The 16060-nt window shown below is 63.5% G+C and carries 13 protein-coding genes; 8 read left to right on the top strand and 5 right to left on the bottom strand.

Features of this window, described 5'->3' with window-relative positions:
- Nucleotides 1–63 precede the first annotated feature (63 nt).
- Together P6U29_RS29330 and P6U29_RS29325 are read left to right on the top strand one after the other, a co-directional pair.
- A complete protein-coding gene (locus P6U29_RS29330) occupies nt 64–2427 on the top strand; it encodes a transketolase (RefSeq protein ID WP_407113848.1) in 2364 nt (787 codons plus the stop codon).
- A 302-nt stretch (nt 2428–2729) separates the two neighbouring features.
- A complete protein-coding gene (locus P6U29_RS29325; protein ID WP_407113847.1) occupies nt 2730–4160 on the top strand; it encodes an aldehyde dehydrogenase family protein in 1431 nt (476 codons plus the stop codon).
- Between the two features lie 129 nt (nt 4161–4289).
- On the opposite strand, the gene P6U29_RS29320 is transcribed toward P6U29_RS29325, so the two are convergent.
- A complete protein-coding gene (locus P6U29_RS29320) occupies nt 4290–5258 on the bottom strand; it encodes an SMP-30/gluconolactonase/LRE family protein (RefSeq protein ID WP_407113846.1) in 969 nt (322 codons plus the stop codon).
- A 90-nt stretch (nt 5259–5348) separates the two neighbouring features.
- Here P6U29_RS29320 and P6U29_RS29315 point away from each other — a divergent pair, with 90 nt between their 5' ends.
- Nucleotides 5349–6170: an NAD-dependent epimerase/dehydratase family protein gene (locus tag P6U29_RS29315; RefSeq protein WP_407113845.1), complete on the top strand. Its 822-nt coding sequence runs from the start codon at nt 5349–5351 to the stop codon at nt 6168–6170.
- A gap of 80 nt (nt 6171–6250) precedes the next feature.
- Here P6U29_RS29315 and P6U29_RS29310 read toward each other — a convergent pair whose 3' ends face one another.
- The gene (locus tag P6U29_RS29310; RefSeq protein WP_407113844.1) at nt 6251–7207 is read right to left on the bottom strand and encodes a LysR family transcriptional regulator; all 957 of its coding nucleotides are present in this window, start codon (nt 7205–7207) and stop codon (nt 6251–6253) included.
- Nucleotides 7208–7440: 233 nt separating this feature from the next.
- Here P6U29_RS29310 and P6U29_RS29305 point away from each other — a divergent pair, with 233 nt between their 5' ends.
- From P6U29_RS29305 to P6U29_RS29295, 3 genes are read left to right on the top strand one after another with little or no spacing between them, the layout of a single operon-like run.
- The gene (locus P6U29_RS29305; protein WP_407113843.1) at nt 7441–8661 is read left to right on the top strand and encodes an ABC transporter substrate-binding protein; all 1221 of its coding nucleotides are present in this window, start codon (nt 7441–7443) and stop codon (nt 8659–8661) included.
- Between the two features lie 11 nt (nt 8662–8672).
- On the top strand, nt 8673–9365 hold the full coding sequence (locus P6U29_RS29300; protein WP_407113842.1) for a nitroreductase: 693 nt from the start codon (nt 8673–8675) through the stop codon (nt 9363–9365).
- 20 nt (nt 9366–9385) lie between these two features.
- On the top strand, nt 9386–9928 hold the full coding sequence (locus P6U29_RS29295; protein ID WP_407113841.1) for a DUF4863 family protein: 543 nt from the start codon (nt 9386–9388) through the stop codon (nt 9926–9928).
- Nucleotides 9929–9996: 68 nt separating this feature from the next.
- Here P6U29_RS29295 and P6U29_RS29290 read toward each other — a convergent pair whose 3' ends face one another.
- Both P6U29_RS29290 and P6U29_RS29285 read right to left on the bottom strand, forming a co-directional pair.
- Complete coding sequence (locus tag P6U29_RS29290; RefSeq protein ID WP_407113840.1) at nt 9997–10563, bottom strand: hypothetical protein; 567 nt, start codon at nt 10561–10563, stop codon at nt 9997–9999.
- 34 nt (nt 10564–10597) lie between these two features.
- On the bottom strand, nt 10598–11773 hold the full coding sequence (locus P6U29_RS29285; RefSeq protein ID WP_407113839.1) for a TAXI family TRAP transporter solute-binding subunit: 1176 nt from the start codon (nt 11771–11773) through the stop codon (nt 10598–10600).
- Nucleotides 11774–12084: 311 nt separating this feature from the next.
- Here P6U29_RS29285 and P6U29_RS29280 point away from each other — a divergent pair, with 311 nt between their 5' ends.
- The gene (locus tag P6U29_RS29280) at nt 12085–13797 is read left to right on the top strand and encodes an IlvD/Edd family dehydratase (RefSeq protein WP_407113838.1); all 1713 of its coding nucleotides are present in this window, start codon (nt 12085–12087) and stop codon (nt 13795–13797) included.
- Nucleotides 13798–13816: 19 nt separating this feature from the next.
- Here the strand turns inward: P6U29_RS29280 and P6U29_RS29275 are convergent, their stop codons facing one another.
- Nucleotides 13817–14611 carry an enoyl-CoA hydratase/isomerase family protein gene (locus P6U29_RS29275; protein WP_407113837.1) on the bottom strand — a complete coding sequence of 265 codons (795 nt, stop codon included), beginning with the start codon at nt 14609–14611 and terminating at the stop codon, nt 13817–13819.
- 228 nt (nt 14612–14839) lie between these two features.
- On the opposite strand from P6U29_RS29275, the gene P6U29_RS29270 reads away from it, so the two are divergent.
- Nucleotides 14840–16060, top strand: a complete 1221-nt coding sequence (locus tag P6U29_RS29270; RefSeq protein ID WP_407113836.1) for an NAD(P)/FAD-dependent oxidoreductase — start codon at nt 14840–14842, stop codon at nt 16058–16060.

Genomic DNA, 16060 nt, shown 5'->3' with positions numbered 1-16060 from the left:
AAATTGAGAAGTTTGGCTTGGCTCGTAGGCGTATGATCGGTGCTTATTTCCCGGAGCATCGCCATGCCCGTTGACCCCACCCGTCTCGACACCCTGACCGCGCTCGCCCGCAAGGCGCTGTGGCTGTCGTCCTGGACCATCCACCACGCCAATCACATCCGCCCCAATGCCGATGGGCTCAAGGTCGGTGGACACCAGGCCTCATCCGCCTCGCTCGCGACCATCATGTCGGCGCTGTACTTCCACGTGCTTCGTCCCGAGGACCGCGTCGCGGTGAAGCCGCATGCGAGCCCGGTGTTCCACGCCATCCAGTATCTGTTCGGCCGGCAGAGCCGCGAGAAGCTGGAGAATTTTCGCGGCTTCAAGGGCGCGCAGTCCTATCCCTCGCGCACGAAGGACGTCGACGACGTCGATTTCTCCACCGGCTCGGTCGGCCTCGGCGTCGCGCAGACGCTGTTCTCTTCGCTCGTGCAGGACTACGTCAAGGCACACGGCTGGATGAAGGATCGCCGCGAGGGGCGGATGATCGCGCTGGTCGGCGATGCCGAGATGGACGAGGGCAACATCTTCGAAGCGCTTGCCGAGGGCTGGAAGCACGGCCTGCGCAACACATGGTGGGTAGTCGACTATAACCGCCAGTCGCTCGACGCCGTCGTGCGCGAAGGGCTCTGGGAAAAGTTCGAGACCATGTTCCGCAATTTCGGCTGGGACGTGGTGATCGTGAAATATGGCCGCCTGATGCGCGAGGCATTTGCGGAAGCAGGCGGCGAGGCGCTCAAGCGCTGGATCGACAATTGCCCGAACGCGCTCTATGCGGCGCTGTGCTTCCAGGGCGGTGCTGCCTTCAGAAAACATCTGCATGACGAGATCGGCGACCAGGGCCCGATCACCAAACTGATCGACAAGCGCAGCGACGAGGAGCTGCTGGCGCTGATGTCGAATCTCGGCGGCCATGACATGGCGAGCATGCTGGAGGCGTTCGACTCCATCGATCACGATCGCCCCGTCTGCTTCATCGCCTACACCATCAAGGGCGTCGGCTTGCCGTTCCAGGGCCACAAGGACAACCACGCCGGCCTGATGACGGTCACGCAGATGGAGAAGTACCGCGACAGCCAGAACATCCGGCCCGGCCATGAATGGGACAAGTTCGAAGGGCTGACGCAGGATGCGGCCGAGCTCGAAGCTTTCCTCGCACGGGTGCCGTTCAACCAGGATGGCCGCCGGCTGACGGCTCCCGTCGTCGAGGTGCCCGCGCAGCTCGCCTTCAAGCCGTCGCCGCAAATGTCGACCCAGCAGGGCTTTGGCCTCGTGCTCAACGAGATCGCGCGCAGTGACAGCGAATTGGCAAAGCGCATCGTCACGACCTCGCCCGACGTGACCGTCTCCACCAATCTCGGCCCGTGGGTGAACCGGCGCGGCCTGTTCGCGCGCGCCGAGAAGGCGGATTTATTCCGCAGCGAGAAAATTCCATCCACATACAATTGGGACGCTTCGCCCAAGGGCCAGCATCTCGAGCTCGGCATCGCCGAGATGAACCTCTTCATCATGCTCTCCGCGCTCGGCCTGTCGCACCAGATCAACGGCGAGCGGCTGCTGCCGGTCGGCACGCTCTACGATCCCTTCATCGAACGCGGCCTCGATGCGCTGAACTATGCCTGCTACCAGGATGCGCGCTTCATGGTGGCGGCGACGCCGTCCGGCATCACGCTCGCACCCGAGGGCGGCGCGCACCAGTCGATCGCAACGCCCTTGATCGGCATGGCGCAGGATGGGCTCGCCTCGTTCGAGCCGGCCTTCGTCGACGAGCTCGCCGTGATCATGGCTTTCGGCTTTGATCACATGCAGCGCGATCCGGGCGAGGGCGGCTCGATCTATTTGCGCCTCTCCACGCGCAGTATCGAGCAGGCGCAGCGGATCATGACGCCGGAGCTGAGGCAGGGCATCACCGACGGCGCCTACTGGCTGCGCAAGCCGGGCCCGAATGCCGAGGTCGTGATCGCCTATACCGGCGCGGTCGCGCCCGAAGCGATCGAGGCCACCGGCTTCATCGGCGAGAGTCGCCGCGACGTCGGCCTGCTCGCGATCACCTCGGCCGACCGCCTCCATTCGGGCTGGACCGCCGCGCGAAAATTGCGGCGCGACCGTCGCGGCGTGCAGCATCTCAGCCACATCGAAAAGCTGCTGGCGCCGCTGCCGCGCGACTGCGGCATCGTCACCGTGATCGACGGCCATCCCTCCGCGCTCGGCTGGCTCGGCAGCGTTCGCGGCCATCGCGTCGAGGCCCTCGGCGTCGAGCAGTTCGGGCAGACCGGCAGCATCGCGGACCTGTATCGGCGCCACGGCATCGATGCGAATGCGATCATCGATGCGGCGGAAAGCCTCACCACCGGCGCGCCGGTGCTGCATCGGAAGATGGCGGTGTAGTCGAGGTAACCAGTCGCATGGGCCTCGGCTCTGCAGCGCGTTACTGAAGAAGTGCTGCGCTGCGTCCGGGGCACGAGGGTGGATCGCCTCGGCAAAATCTCGTGTCCCGGACAAGGCGCGACATGAAATGTCGCGACGCTGAGCCGGGACCCAGAGCCGCGCTTGCCTCGTTCCCGCCATCGGCTCATATAACCTCCGCTCGCCGCAACGCTGGCCCCGCATATGGCGGGTTCAACTGCCGGCGCTTTCGTGCAAGGATGCCTGCCGAAACGCCCCCTCCAAGCCCCAAGAAGAGGTTAACGATGGTCAATCGCATGCAATTCTACATCGACGGCGCCTGGGTCGATCCCGCCGTCAAGAAGTCCACCGCCGTGGTCAATCCCGCGACGGAAGAGGCGATGTATGAGGTTGCGCTGGGCTCCAAGGCCGATGTCGACAAGGCCGTTGCCGCCGCCAAGCGCGCCTTTGCAACGTTCTCCCAGACCAGCCGCGAGGAGCGCGTCGCGCTGCTCACCAAGATCATCGAGGTCTACAAGGGTCGCCTCAAGGAGATCGGCGCCGCCGTCTCCGACGAGATGGGCGCGCCGCTGCCGATGGCGGAGAAGCTCCAGGCCGGCGCCGGCCTCGGCCATCTCATGACCACGCTCGACGTGCTCAAGAACTATCATTTCGAGGAGCCGGTCGGCACCGCCATGGTGCTGCGCGAGCCGATCGGCGTGGTCGGTATGATCACCCCCTGGAACTGGCCGCTCAACCAGATCGCCTGCAAGGTCGCGCCCGCGCTCGCCGCCGGCTGCACCATGATCCTGAAGCCGTCGGAGTTCACGCCTACTTCGGCGCTGATCTTCGCGGAGATTCTGCATGAAGCCGGCGTGCCGAAGGGCGTGTTCAATCTCGTCAACGGTCTCGGCCCCGAGGTCGGCGCCGCCATGAGCGAGCATCCTGATATCGACATGATCTCCTTCACCGGCTCGACCCGCGCCGGCGTCGACGTGGCGAAGCGCGCTGCTCCCACCGTGAAGCGCGTCAGCCAGGAGCTCGGCGGCAAGTCGCCGAACGTGATCCTCGAAGGCGCCGACCTGCAGAAGGCGGTGACCGGCGGCGTGATGCACATGTTCAACAACTCCGGCCAGTCCTGCAATGCGCCTTCGCGCATGATCGTGCCGCTGTCGAAGATGAAGGAAGTCGCCGCGATCGCGAAGGCGGTCGCCGACAAGACCAAGGCCGGCGATCCGCGCGGCGAAGGCACCACCATCGGCCCGGTCGTCAATCGCGGCCAGTGGGACAAGATTCAGGCCTTGATCAAGAAGGGCATCGACGAGGGCGCAACGCTCGTCGCCGGCGGGCCGGGCCTGCCCGAAGGCGTCAACAAGGGCTTCTATGTCCGTCCGACCATCTTCGCCGACGTTACCCCCGAGATGACGATCGCACGCGAGGAAATCTTCGGACCGGTGCTGACCATCCTCGGCGCCAAGGACGAGGCCGACGCCGTGCAGATCGCCAACGACACGCCGTACGGACTTGCCGGCTACGTCTCGGGCCCGACGGTCGATGATGCCAAGCGCGTCGCGCGCCAGATTCGCGCCGGCAACGTCAACCTCCAGGGCGTGCCCAATGACCGGACCGCGCCGTTCGGCGGCTACAAGCAGTCGGGCAACGGCCGTGAATGGGGCAAGTACGGCCTCGAGGACTTCCTCGAAGTGAAGGCCGTCGCCGGCTTCAACGCGGCGTAAATTTTAGTGCGTGAACGAACATGACGCCGGAGCGGGCAACCGCTCCGGCGTTTTTTCGTAGCCCGCATGAAGCGAAGCGTAATGCGGGGACACTTTCCCGGATTGCGCTATCGCGCTGCGGCACCGGCGCTATCCCCCCAACGCACCTTGCGTGTTCACATAGAGCGCGTAGATCGACTGGCTCGCGGCCATGAACAGGCGGTTGCGCTTGACGCCGCCGAAGCAGAGATTGGCGCAGCGTTCGGGCAGGGCGATGCGGCCAATCATGACACCGTCGGGCGCGAACACGACCACACCGTCGAGCTCGGGATCGCCCATGCCCCAGCCGCACCAGAGATTGCCGTCGATGTCGCAGCGCATGCCGTCGGGCGTGCCCGGGCCGGCATCGATGTGAACGCGCTTGTTGGAGATCGCAGTGCCCTCAGGCGAGACGTCATAGGCGAGGATCTTGCGGTTCGGCACCCCACGCGATTCCACCACGTACAGGATCTTCTCGTCGGGCGAGAAGCACAGCCCGTTCGGCCCCAGCACACCCTCGGCGACGATGGTCGCCTTGCCGGTCGCGGGATCGAGCCGATAGACGTTCGGCTCGATCTCGGGCTCCGCCTTGTAGCCCTCGTAGTTGCCGAGCAGGCCGAAGGTCGGATCGGTGAACCAGATCGAGCCGTCCGATTTAACAACGACATCGTTCGGCGAGTTCAACCGCTTGCCGTTGAATTGATCCATCAGCACGGTGATGCTGCCGTCATATTCGGTGCGCACCACGCGGCGGCCGCCATGTTCACAGGTGATCAGCCGGCCCTGGCGATCCCTGGTGTTGCCGTTGGCGAAATTGGAAGGTTTGCGGAACACGCTGACCGCGCCAGTTTCTTCCTCCCATTTGAGGATGCGCTGGTTCGGAATGTCGCTGCAGAGCAGATAACGCCCATCGCCGAACCACACCGGACCCTCGGCCCAGCGCAGGCCGGTCGCCAGCCGCTCCACCGCCGAAAGCTTCAGCCAGTATTTTTCGAAGCGGGGATCCAGTGCTTTTATCGCGGGATCAGGGTAATAGGTCGCCGGGCGCCAGCCTTGGTTATGGGACGATGCATCGTTCATGTGCGGTTCTCGTTGTTGCGTTCCCTCTGTCCAAGTCTGCTAGCATCAGATATCTACGGCCGCAAATCGGTTGCAACGACGGGGAACGACATGCGCATCTTGATGACGGGAGCTTCGGGCGGAATCGGCACGAGCCTGCGAAAACTGCTGCCGCCGATCTATCCGGATCTCCTGCTCTCCGACATCAAGCCGCCGGCCGATCTTGGAGGGAACGAAAAATTCAAGGCGGCGGACCTCGCCGATCTCGCGCAGTGCGAGGCGATTTGCGAGGGCGTCGACGGCATCATCCATTTCGGCGGCTATTCGGTCGAAGGCACCTGGGATCAAATCCTCCAGGCCAACATCATCGGCGGCTACAATCTGTTCGAGGCCGCGTATCGCAAGGGCGTCAAGCGCGTGGTGTTCGCCTCGTCGAACCACGCCGTCGGCTTCTATCCGCGGCACCACAAGATCGGCACCGACGTCACGCCGCGCCCCGACGGCCGCTATGGCGTCAGCAAGGTGTTCGGCGAGGCCGTCGGCGCGCTCTACGCCGACAAGCACGGGTTGAAGGTGACGTGCCTGCGCATCGGCAATTTCGGCGACATGCCGCTTGACCAGCGCCGGCTCTCGATCTGGCTCAAGCCCGACGACCTCGTGCAGCTCTGCCGCATCGGGCTCGAGCATCCCGGCATCCATTTCGAAATCTTCTACGGCGCCTCCCTCAACGAGCGCGCCTGGTGGGACAACAGTCGCGCCTACGAACTCGGCTACCGCCCCACGGGACGCGCCGAGGATTTCCGCGAGCACGCGATGGCCGAACAGGCCAAGTTGAAGCCGGATCCAGTAGGCGATTACTTCCAGGGCGGCGCGTTCTGCAGCATGGAGTTCGACGCCGACCCGAGCCGGATCATCGACTGGAATAAGCGGTAATCGAGCCTCATCATATGTCATTGCGAGCATAGCGAAGCAATCTAGCGTCTTTCCGCGACCGCTGCGTTCGCAATGTCATGCTAGCCTCCACGTCTAAGGTTCTCAGCCGCACGTCTAAGGACGTCATGGAGCCAATCGTGCGAGGGTTCGCCGTCGACGCGCTCGTGCCATAGCAACCGGACCTCCAGCGGGGTAGCGGTGTAGGGCAGCTCGTACGTCGCGATTGGATAGTTCTGCGCCAGTGCTTTCGCAAGCGGGCGCGGGACGATGGCCGCCAGTTCGGAGTCCCCAAGCAGTCCGGGGACGGCAAGAAAATGCGGCAATGACACCGCCATCCGCGGCGGCCGGTCGCTCTCGGCGAGTGCCCGCTCGAGCGCGTCGCGGTCGTACATTTCCGAGCGCCGCGCCAGTCCGCGCTCGGAGATGAAGCCGCCGATGGCGCCTTCCTGCTCTCCACCGAAGGAGACGACCACCAGCGGCAGCCGTGCGAGCATCGCCTTGTCCAGCCGACCGAGCTTGCGTTTTTTATCGACGATCAGCACGTCATCATATTCGAAGAGCAGCGAAGAGCGGAATCGGCCCGGCGGAAGCGAGAAGACGCCGATCGCAACATCGATGCGCCCGAGATCGATCTGCTCGGCAAGATCGATCCGCGTGACCGGCTTGATGTTCAGGTCAATGTGGGGCGCCTCGCGCCCCAATAACTTCAGCAGAGGCGATGCCAGCGCCATCGTGGTGAAGTCATTGGCGGCCAGCGTGAACTGCTTGGTTGACGTCGCCGGAATGAAGGTCGGCAATTCCACGGCGGCCTCGAGCACACGCAGCGCCTCGCGAATTTGGGGAGCCATCGTCAAGGCCCGCGCCGTCGGTTGCATGCCCGCGGCGGTGCGCACGAAAAGTTCGTCCTCCAGCATCTCTCTGAGCCGGGCGAGCGAATGGCTTACGGCCGACTGGCTGAGTGCAACTTTCTGGCTGGCGCGCAATACGCTCCTTTCTTCCATGACAGCGTCGAACACTTTGAGCAGGTTCAGGTCCAATGTCTTGAATGAAACCGACACGATGAGAATCCGATTGATGGCTGACGGCGCACCGCGATGACGACAAGTTAAGGTCAGGAACGCCGCGGATGCAACCGATGCAAGCGGCCGAACCAGACCTGAGCGCACTCCCGGCAAACTGAAAGGCGTTCAGGATCAATCTGCAAGAGTTTCACTTCCGCAAGAGACCGAACCCGGCATTATCCGGTCGCCGTCTTTGAAGGAGGTGAGCCATGCGATCGACCGCGACGATGGGTAAGAGCAAAGCAGTCGTTGCGATACTAGCTTCGGTCGTGTTCACAACCGCCGCAATTGCCCAGGAGGGCCCGGTCAAGCTCGGGGTGCTGACCGACATGTCCTCGCTCTATGCCGACAATGGCGGACAAGGCTCGGTGGTTGCGGCGCAAATGGCTGTCGACGATTTCAAGGGCAAGGTTTTGGGGCGCCCTGTTCAGATTGTCGCCGGCGACCACCAGAACAAGGCCGACGTGGGATCGGCGATCGCACGGCGGTGGATCGAGAACGAAGGCGTGGAGGTCATCCTCGACGTCCCAAACTCGGCCGTCGCGCTCGCGGTTCAAGGCATTACTCGTGACAAGAAGAAGGTGTTTCTCGCGACCGGTGCCGCGACCTCGCGCTTGACTGGAGACGAATGCTCGACGACCGGCATTCACTGGACTTACGACACCTATGCCTTGTCGCAGGGCACAACGAAGGCGATCGCTCGTCTTGGCGCGAAGACCTGGTTCTTTCTCTCGGCTGACTATTCACTCGGTACGCAGCTCGAAGCCGACAGCCGCAAGGTGATCGATGCGACCAGTGGCAAGGTCAATGGCGCCGTCAAGCATCCGATCAACACACCGGATTTCTCCTCATTCCTGCTCCAGGCGCAGTCTTCGAAAGCGGATGTGATTGCACTGGCGAACGCTGGAGGTGATTTCATCAATGCGGTCAAGCAGGCCGGCGAATTCGGGATCACGCGTGAGCAGAAGCTTGCCGGCCTGATCGTGTTCATCGCGGACATTCACAGTCTTGGATTGCAGAATGCCCAAGGTTTGATGCTGAGCTCGGCATTCTACTGGGACATGAACGACGAGACGCGAGCATGGTCGAAGCGATTCATCGAGAAGACCCAGAAGGTCCCGACCATGATCCATGCCGGCACCTATGGCGCGGTGATGCATTACCTGAAGGCAGTCGAGGCGGCGGGCACGCTGGATGGGCCTGCCGTTGCCGCCAAGATGCGCGACATGCCCGTGAACGACTTCATGACGAAGAACGGCCGGATCCGCGAAGACGGCAGACTGATCCGCGACATGTATCTGTTCCGGGTCAAGTCGCCGCAGGAATCGAAGTATAGGTTCGACTATTACGAACTGCTTGCGACCATTCCCGGAGAAGAAGCCTTCAGGCCGATGAAGGACGGAGGATGTCCGCTCCTGAAGAAGCCGTGATGACCACAGACATGGGGCGCGTCGTGGTGCGAAGCCCGATCGACGAGATCCTCACCGGCCGGTTTGCATGCCGCGAGTTCTGCAACGCTCCGGTGGCGCGACGAACGGTCGAGCAAATCCTCCGTACCGCGCGGTTCGCGCCGAGCGGGGCGAACATCCAGCCCTGGCACGTCTACGTACTGACGGGGAAGGTGAAGGGCAGGGTGTCGGCGGCGCTGCTGGAGGCGCACGAGACCGCTCGTGACGAGCACGTCTCAGAGTACAAATACTACGCCAGCGATTTACCGGGTCTGTATCTCAAACGGCGACAGGAGTTCGGCCGACTGTTCTATGGCTCGCTTGGGATCGACCAAACCGATTCCGAGGGAAGGAGCAGGCAGACGGCGAAGAATTACACGTTCTTCGGTGCGCCCGTGGGATTGATCGTGACCATCGACCGTCGGCTGGAGGTCGGAAGCTGGCTCGACCTCGGAATGTTCATTCAGAACGTCATGCTCGCGGCAGCCGGGCGCGGGCTCCAGTCGTGCCCGCAGGAAACCTTCGCAAAATACCACCGGATCCTGCGCCCGCTGTTGTCGATTCCGGCGGAGCAGATGGTGGTGTGCGGCATCTCGGTCGGTAGGGGCAGGCGTCAGGAGCAGGGCAGGCTGATGCCGCGGGCGGATATCGACGAGTTCGCGACGTTTCTTGGTTTTGAGGATTGAAGTTGGAAGAGGAGATCACGATGGACAGCCGGGAAGAACTGATCCAGTGCAGCATTCCATTCCTCCGGGAGGTCAAGGACATGACTCCCGGCGCCGAGATGGAGCGATGGCTCAACGAGAGATATGGCGAGGAGAGCGCGCTCTATCAGGATCTTGCTCGCCTGATCAAGGTCGGGGTCGAGGAAGGATGGGCGGCAAATCAGGAAGTGGACGGCCCCAATTACCGGCGCAGCCGCATCCTGGAGCCGACGGCCGAAACGTTCCAGTTCAGCATCACCGCCGTGTACATGAACAGCGCCGATCCGCGCCGCTTCAAGGACGAAGACGATCACGACGTGTTGCGGGGCCAATATCACGGCCATCCCTATGGCGAGCTCAACCTCGTGGTGCCCTTGAACAAGGGCGCGGAGCTGAAGGGATTACAGGGTTGGCAGGGAGCCGGCTGGACTGCGCCTGATCCGGGTAGCAGGCACTATCCTGAAGTCAGGGGCGGCGCAGTCATTGCACTGTTCTACCTCCCGGCTGGGCGCATCTCATACGATTTCAAGGCGCCTGCCGGCTGATCCATCGCGGGGCACGCGATGGCCGAGCAGGACTAAGCTGAGGCCCGATCCGATCGGCGGGTTGCACGTCATTTTGCAACGCGCGCTTCCTGTTTCTTGGTCACATGCCAGAGCACCACATGATAATGCGGCACGTCCACTCCGGGGTGACCCGCATTGAAGTAGAGGCTGACGTGGTCAATCGGCGCGGCGGACCCCGCTCCCTCCAACGATTTGTGGTCGTCGATGTCCTTGTTCGGGACCATGTACACGGTCGCCACCAGACGATCCCTGCGATCGAAGCACAGGAACGGCCCCAGCGGTAACGTGTCGGGCTTCACGAAAATGATGCCGAGGCCCGGAAAGAACTTTGGGAAGTTCACGAGATCGCTGACCCGCTTGTATCCATCTTTCTCGGCGACTTTCCGCTGATTGGGCGGCGAACGAACGATTTCGCGCTTCCTGTGCGGCTTGGTGCTTCGGTGAGGGGCTGTCCTGATTCGCTCGGTTTTGTCGGCCGGTGGCGCGGTCGCCGGTGCGAGTGTCTGCGGCGTTGGCGGAAAAAAGAAGGGAGCAAATTGGGCGGCAGAATGCCTCACGTCGGCGATCAGGGCGAGCAGCGCAGCCAAAGCTGCGCTCACAAGCGCGTTGCGCATCGACACCTCCCGACATTTGCCTGCCAAAACTTGCTCACTTATCTGGATTGCGTTCTCGCCAGCGCAGGAATTCCTGGAATAACTCTTCGCGGTCTGGCGGATTGGCGGTCGGCTTTCCTTCGAGGAACCGGCCGAACGCCTTGCGAAGCGCGGCCTCGCCGCCGGATTGCTGCTGGAGCCAGCGCTCTGCCGGTCGGAATCGTCGCCATCCGGGAAGCTGCACGGCCAGGTTCACCTCGCGCCATTTGGGGTGATGTGCGCCCGCTAGGAATTCAGGAAAGCGCGTGAACAATGTCTCGACGAAGAATTCCAGCAACTGAAATCGCTCGCTGCCGCGCGGCCAGTTGTAGACGAAGAGTGCGGATTTGATCGCGATCGTGTCGACGCCTGCTTCGGCGGCGATCATATTCGGGTAGTCCTTATGGCGGAGCGTCGATGGCAGATAATCTTGTTGCAGCAGCTCCTTGAAGTAGGGGATTGGCAGGAGGTGAATATTGTCGAGTTGCGAGACCTGCGTCAGGAAGCTGACCGGTTTTCCTGACACCAGTAAAGCAGCGGAGAGATCTCCCTTCCTCAGACCATCCAGCGCGGCCTCCGGTCCCAAGTTCGACTCGCTGATCTTGATGCCCAGACGGTTCAACACTTCGCGGCCGAGGATGGCGCCGGCACTGTCGTCGTCCCCGAGATTGACTCTCTTTCCCGAAAGTTCCGTCAGGCTTCCGATCTCCGCCCGCGCGAGAAGATGGAACTCTTCGATATGGAGCGCGGCAATGTAGGTCAGCCTGTCAGAAATATCCCCGAAGGTCCTTGTCTCCCGGAGCCGGTCGACCAGAACGACGGGCGCGATCGCCACGTCGGCGCCTGCGAGGGTGAGCACATCAAGGACGTTGCGGACACCGCCGTTTCCCACCATAGGCAGGACCCGCAATGCGACCTGGCCCTGAGGACCGGTCTCCTGGCCGCCGGCGAGCGTGGTCGCAATGTCCTGAGCGAGCGCGAATTCAGTGCATTGCGGCGTACCGGTTACGAAGCCGACCGTATACGGGTCCGCAGATCGCCCCGTCTCCTTCCTGGGGGTGCCTTCCTTTCTTGGAGACACTTTCGTGGATTCGCTCGGAGAAGCGGGTGGGCGCTTTTGCGCGAAACAATCCTGGACCTGCCCGCCGAAGTAGGCTGCTGCAATCAAAGCGATGAACAAACCGGCCCGCATCGCTCGCAGACCCTCATTGTTCAACCTGCTCGGTCAGCCCTCTCGTAGGACGTGACATGCCCCGAGAGACTCCCACCTGCCGTGTCTGAAGCAAGACCGAGGCCAATGCTTGGCCTTCCAACGCGGCCGGGGCAGCGGCGTTCCGTGATGGATACCTGCAGCAAAAGTTTGCCGCTAGCGCCCGGCCTCGCTCGCAATCCGTTCGTGTGCCAAGCGGTGCCCGGAGCCGCAAAGTGCGACGCTATCGGCCGACCTTATTGACAATCGAGGAGCGCGCTGTACCACGATGGTAAGCTAGAAGGAGTGGCATGATGACGAGTGGCTTGCGCAAGGGTTTGACGAGCTATGGCGACGCCGGCTTCTCACTGTTCCTGCGCAAGGCGTTCATCAAGGCGATGGGCTATTCCGACGACGCGCTGGAGCGCCCGATCGTCGGCATCACCAACACCTATAGCGACTACAATCCCTGCCACGGCAACGTCCCGCAGATCATCGAGGCCGCCAAGCGCGGCGTGATGCTGTCGGGGGCCATGCCGTTCGTGTTCCCGACCATCTCGATCGCCGAGAGTTTTGCGCATCCGACCTCGATGTACCTGCGCAATCTGATGGCGATGGATACCGAGGAGATGATCCGCGCCCAGCCGATGGATGCGGTGATCGTGATCGGCGGCTGCGACAAGACGCTGCCGGCGCAGGTGATGGCGGCGATCAGCGCCGACCTGCCGACGGTGGTCATTCCGGTCGGTCCCATGGTGGTCGGTCATCATAGGGGCGAGGTCCTGGGCGCCTGCACCGATTGCCGCCGACTCTGGGCGAAATATCGCGCCGGCGACATGGACGATGCCGAGATCGAGGCGGTGAACGGCCGTCTCGCGCCATCGGTCGGCACCTGCATGGTGATGGGAACGGCCTCGACCATGGCCTGCATGATCGAGGCGATGGGCCTGTCGCTGCCGATGAGCGCGACGATCCCGGCGCCGCATGCCGAGCGCTTTCGTCTCGCCGAGGCGAGCGGCCGGGTTGCCGCCGAGATGGCCAAGACCAAGGGGCCGAAGCCGAGCGAGTTGCTCACGCCCGCCTCTTTCAAGAACGCGCAGGTCGTGCTCCAGGCGATCGGCGGCTCGACCAACGGCCTGATCCATCTGACCGCGATGGCGCACCGCTCGCCGCACCGGCTCGATCTCGAAGCGTTCGACCAGATCGGCCGCGAGGTGCCGGTGCTGGTCGATCTCAAGCCGTCCGGCGAGCATTACATGGAGCACTTCCACCACGCCGGCGGCGTGCCGAAGCTGCTGGCCCAGCTCGGCGATCTCATCGATCTCGATGCCAAGACCATCACCGGCCAGACGCTGCGCGATGTCGCGGCGAATGCGGAGGACGTGCCAGGCCAGGATGCGATCCGCCCGCGCAATAATCCGATCAAGAAGGAGGGCGGCCTCGCCATCCTGCACGGCAATCTCGCCCCGCGCGGCGCGGTGATCAAGCAGTCGGCCGCGAGCCCGAAGCTGTTGCAGCACACTGGGCGGGCGGTCGTGTTCGAATCCGTCGAGGACATGACCTTGCGGGTCGACGATCCCGATCTCGACGTCACCGCCGACGACGTGCTGGTGCTGCGCAATGCCGGCCCCAAAGGTGCGCCGGGCATGCCGGAAGCCGGCTATCTGCCGATTCCGAAGAAGCTCGCGCGCGGCGGCATCAAGGACATGGTGCGCATTTCCGATGCGCGCATGAGCGGCACCGCGTTCGGCACCATCGTGCTGCATGTCACCCCGGAATCCGCCGTCGGCGGGCCGCTGGCGCTGGTGCAGAACGGCGACATGATCCGCCTCGATGTGGCCAGGCGCAGCATTGAGCTGCTGGTCGATGCGGCCGAGCTGGAGCGGCGTCGCGCCGCCTTGAAGCCGGCGGCTGCGCCTGAGGAACCACGGCGCGGCTACGCTTGGCTGTTCAACGAGACCATCCTGCAGGCCGACGAGGGCTGCGATTTCGATTTCATGCAGAGGAATGGCCCGGTGAAGGGCTGAGCCAGCGGCCGCGTGGCCGCTACTTCCCCTTGCTGGTGAACTTCTTCACGGCGGTGCGGAACGCCTCCGTGTTCATCGCCATGATGATCTTGTGCTCCTCGGCATCGAGCTGCTGTTTCACCGACGTGGTGGCGGCCTGGTAGACCAGCTGCTTGGTGCCGGCGATCGCCGCCGGCGGGTTCTGCGCCAGACGCTCGGCCAGCTTTCGCGTGGCCGCCTTCAGCTCGGTTGCGGGAACGGTCTTGGCGACCAAGCCCCATTCATAGGCCTGCTGCGCGGTAAAATTGTCCTCGGACAGAAAGATCTGCAGCGCCCGGCGCGATCCGACCGTGCCGACGATGCCGACCGTGGAGCCGCCGTCCGGCGACACCCCGATCTTGGCATAGGCCGGCGTGAACTTGGCATCATCAGCGGCGATGCAGAGGTCGGTGACGAAGGCGAGCCCCATGCCGGCGCCGGCGGCCGAGCCGTGCACGCTCGACAGCGAGATCTTCGGCATGCGCCGGAGGATCTCGATGAAGGCATGATAGTGCTTCAAGAGTTCGCCGACCACCGGCGTCACCGTGCCGGCTTCGGCGGCAGCCCCGATCGTCTGCAAATCGCCGCCGGCGCAGAACGCGCGGCCTTCGCCTTCAAGGACGACGACGCGGATGTCGTCCGCGTCCTCGATGTAGGCCGCGAGCTGCTCAAGCTTTTGCGCAATCGCAAGGTTGATCGCGTTGAACGCGGCAGGCCGGTTGAGCGTGATGGTTGCGATCGGGCCGTCGATCCGCAGCAGGGCGGGATCATCGGGCTTTGAGATGGGAGCTGGCATCTTGAAATCCCCGGCAAGAGGTTCGTTGCTGCAACTAAATCGCAGAAGGCGAGGGGTGACAATCCCCGCGTGGTGCCCTTGCGCCGGGCGGGCCGATAGGCTCAAATGAGCCTGCCTTCGCCAAGGGACGGACACGAGCGCCGGCTCCTCGTAAGGCCAGCAAGCCAAAATCAGCGAGAGAGGAGACGGCATGGGTCACGCTCGTGTCTTCCGGAAATGGGCTGTCCGATGACAGACGGTCCAGTGATCATCGTCGGGGCCGGCCATGGCGGCTATCAGGTCGCGGCATCCCTGCGCCAGGCGGGCTTTTCGCAGCGCATCTGCCTGATCAACGACGAGGCGCATCTGCCCTATCAGCGGCCGCCTTTGTCCAAGGCCTACATCAAGGGCTCGGCCGGGCCGGAGAGCTTGATGTTCCGGCCGGAGAAGTTTTACCAGGACCAGAAGATCGAGCTCATTGCCGGCCGCGCCGTTTCGATCGACCGTACGGGGCGCAAGCTGCATCTCGCCTCGGGTGAGACGCTGGCCTACGGCCACCTCGTGCTGGCGACCGGCGCGCGCAACCGCCTGCTCGATCTGCCCAATGCCAACCTGCCCGACGTGAAATATTTGCGTATCCTCGACGACAGCGAGGCGCTGCGGCAGATCATGCCGTCGAAGAAACGCGCCGTGATCATCGGCGCCGGCTTCATCGGCCTCGAATTCGCCGCCACCGCTCGGATCAAGGGGCTGGAGGTCGACGTGCTCGAGCTCGCTCCGCGCGTGATGGCACGCGCGGTGACGGCCGAGGTCTCGGAGTATTTTCAAGACCGCCATCGCGAGGCCGGCATCCGCATCCATCTCGGCGTGCAGGCCACCTCGATTGAGGCCGAGGGCGGCAAGGTCACCGGCGTCTCCTTAAGCGACGGCCGGCATCTGCCGGCCGACCTCGTCGTGGTCGGCGTCGGTGTGCTGCCGAACATCGAACTCGCGGCCGAGGCCGGGCTTCCGGTCGCGGCCGGCATCATCGTCGACGAATATCTTGCGACGGCCGACCCCGATATCTCGGCGATCGGCGATTGCGCGCTGTTCGCAAGCCCGCGCTTCGGCGGCTCGCTGCGGCTGGAATCGGTGCAGAACGCCACCGATCACGCCCGCTGCCTCGCCGCGCGGCTGACCGGTGACAAGAAGCCTTATGACAGCCATCCTTGGTTCTGGAGCGACCAGGGCGACGACAAGCTCCAGATCGCGGGGCTGACGACCGGCTACGATCGGGTTGTGCTGCGCGGAGACCCTGCAAAGAAGGCATTCTCGGCCTTCTGCTACAAGGGGGACAGGCTGCTCGGCATCGAATCGATCAACCGCGCCGGCGATCACATGTTTGGCCGCCGCTTGCAGGCCATGGACCGCACCATCACGCCGGAGCAGGCCGCGGACGAGAGCTTTGACCTGAAGGGCGCGTTGGCATAA

It is taken from the genome of Bradyrhizobium sp. LMG 9283, assembly GCF_045571415.1.
In the GTDB taxonomy this organism is placed as follows: domain Bacteria; phylum Pseudomonadota; class Alphaproteobacteria; order Rhizobiales; family Xanthobacteraceae; genus Bradyrhizobium.
This window is presented reverse-complemented; position numbering and strand designations above follow the sequence as displayed.

Excerpts from the sequence above, each read along its gene's own strand:
- P6U29_RS29330 (WP_407113848.1), top strand. The coding sequence starts at position 64 with ATGCCCGTTGACCCCACCCGTCTCGACACCCTGACCGCGCTCGCCCGC.
- P6U29_RS29325 (WP_407113847.1), top strand. The coding sequence starts at position 2,730 with ATGGTCAATCGCATGCAATTCTACATCGACGGCGCCTGGGTCGATCCC.
- P6U29_RS29320 (WP_407113846.1), bottom strand. The coding sequence starts at position 5,258 with ATGAACGATGCATCGTCCCATAACCAAGGCTGGCGCCCGGCGACCTAT.
- P6U29_RS29315 (WP_407113845.1), top strand. The coding sequence starts at position 5,349 with ATGCGCATCTTGATGACGGGAGCTTCGGGCGGAATCGGCACGAGCCTG.
- P6U29_RS29305 (WP_407113843.1), top strand. The coding sequence starts at position 7,441 with ATGCGATCGACCGCGACGATGGGTAAGAGCAAAGCAGTCGTTGCGATA.
- P6U29_RS29300 (WP_407113842.1), top strand. The coding sequence starts at position 8,673 with ATGGGGCGCGTCGTGGTGCGAAGCCCGATCGACGAGATCCTCACCGGC.
- P6U29_RS29295 (WP_407113841.1), top strand. The coding sequence starts at position 9,386 with ATGGACAGCCGGGAAGAACTGATCCAGTGCAGCATTCCATTCCTCCGG.
- P6U29_RS29290 (WP_407113840.1), bottom strand. The coding sequence starts at position 10,563 with ATGCGCAACGCGCTTGTGAGCGCAGCTTTGGCTGCGCTGCTCGCCCTG.
- P6U29_RS29285 (WP_407113839.1), bottom strand. The coding sequence starts at position 11,773 with ATGCGGGCCGGTTTGTTCATCGCTTTGATTGCAGCAGCCTACTTCGGC.
- P6U29_RS29280 (WP_407113838.1), top strand. The coding sequence starts at position 12,085 with ATGACGAGTGGCTTGCGCAAGGGTTTGACGAGCTATGGCGACGCCGGC.
- P6U29_RS29275 (WP_407113837.1), bottom strand. The coding sequence starts at position 14,611 with ATGCCAGCTCCCATCTCAAAGCCCGATGATCCCGCCCTGCTGCGGATC.
- P6U29_RS29270 (WP_407113836.1), top strand. The coding sequence starts at position 14,840 with ATGACAGACGGTCCAGTGATCATCGTCGGGGCCGGCCATGGCGGCTAT.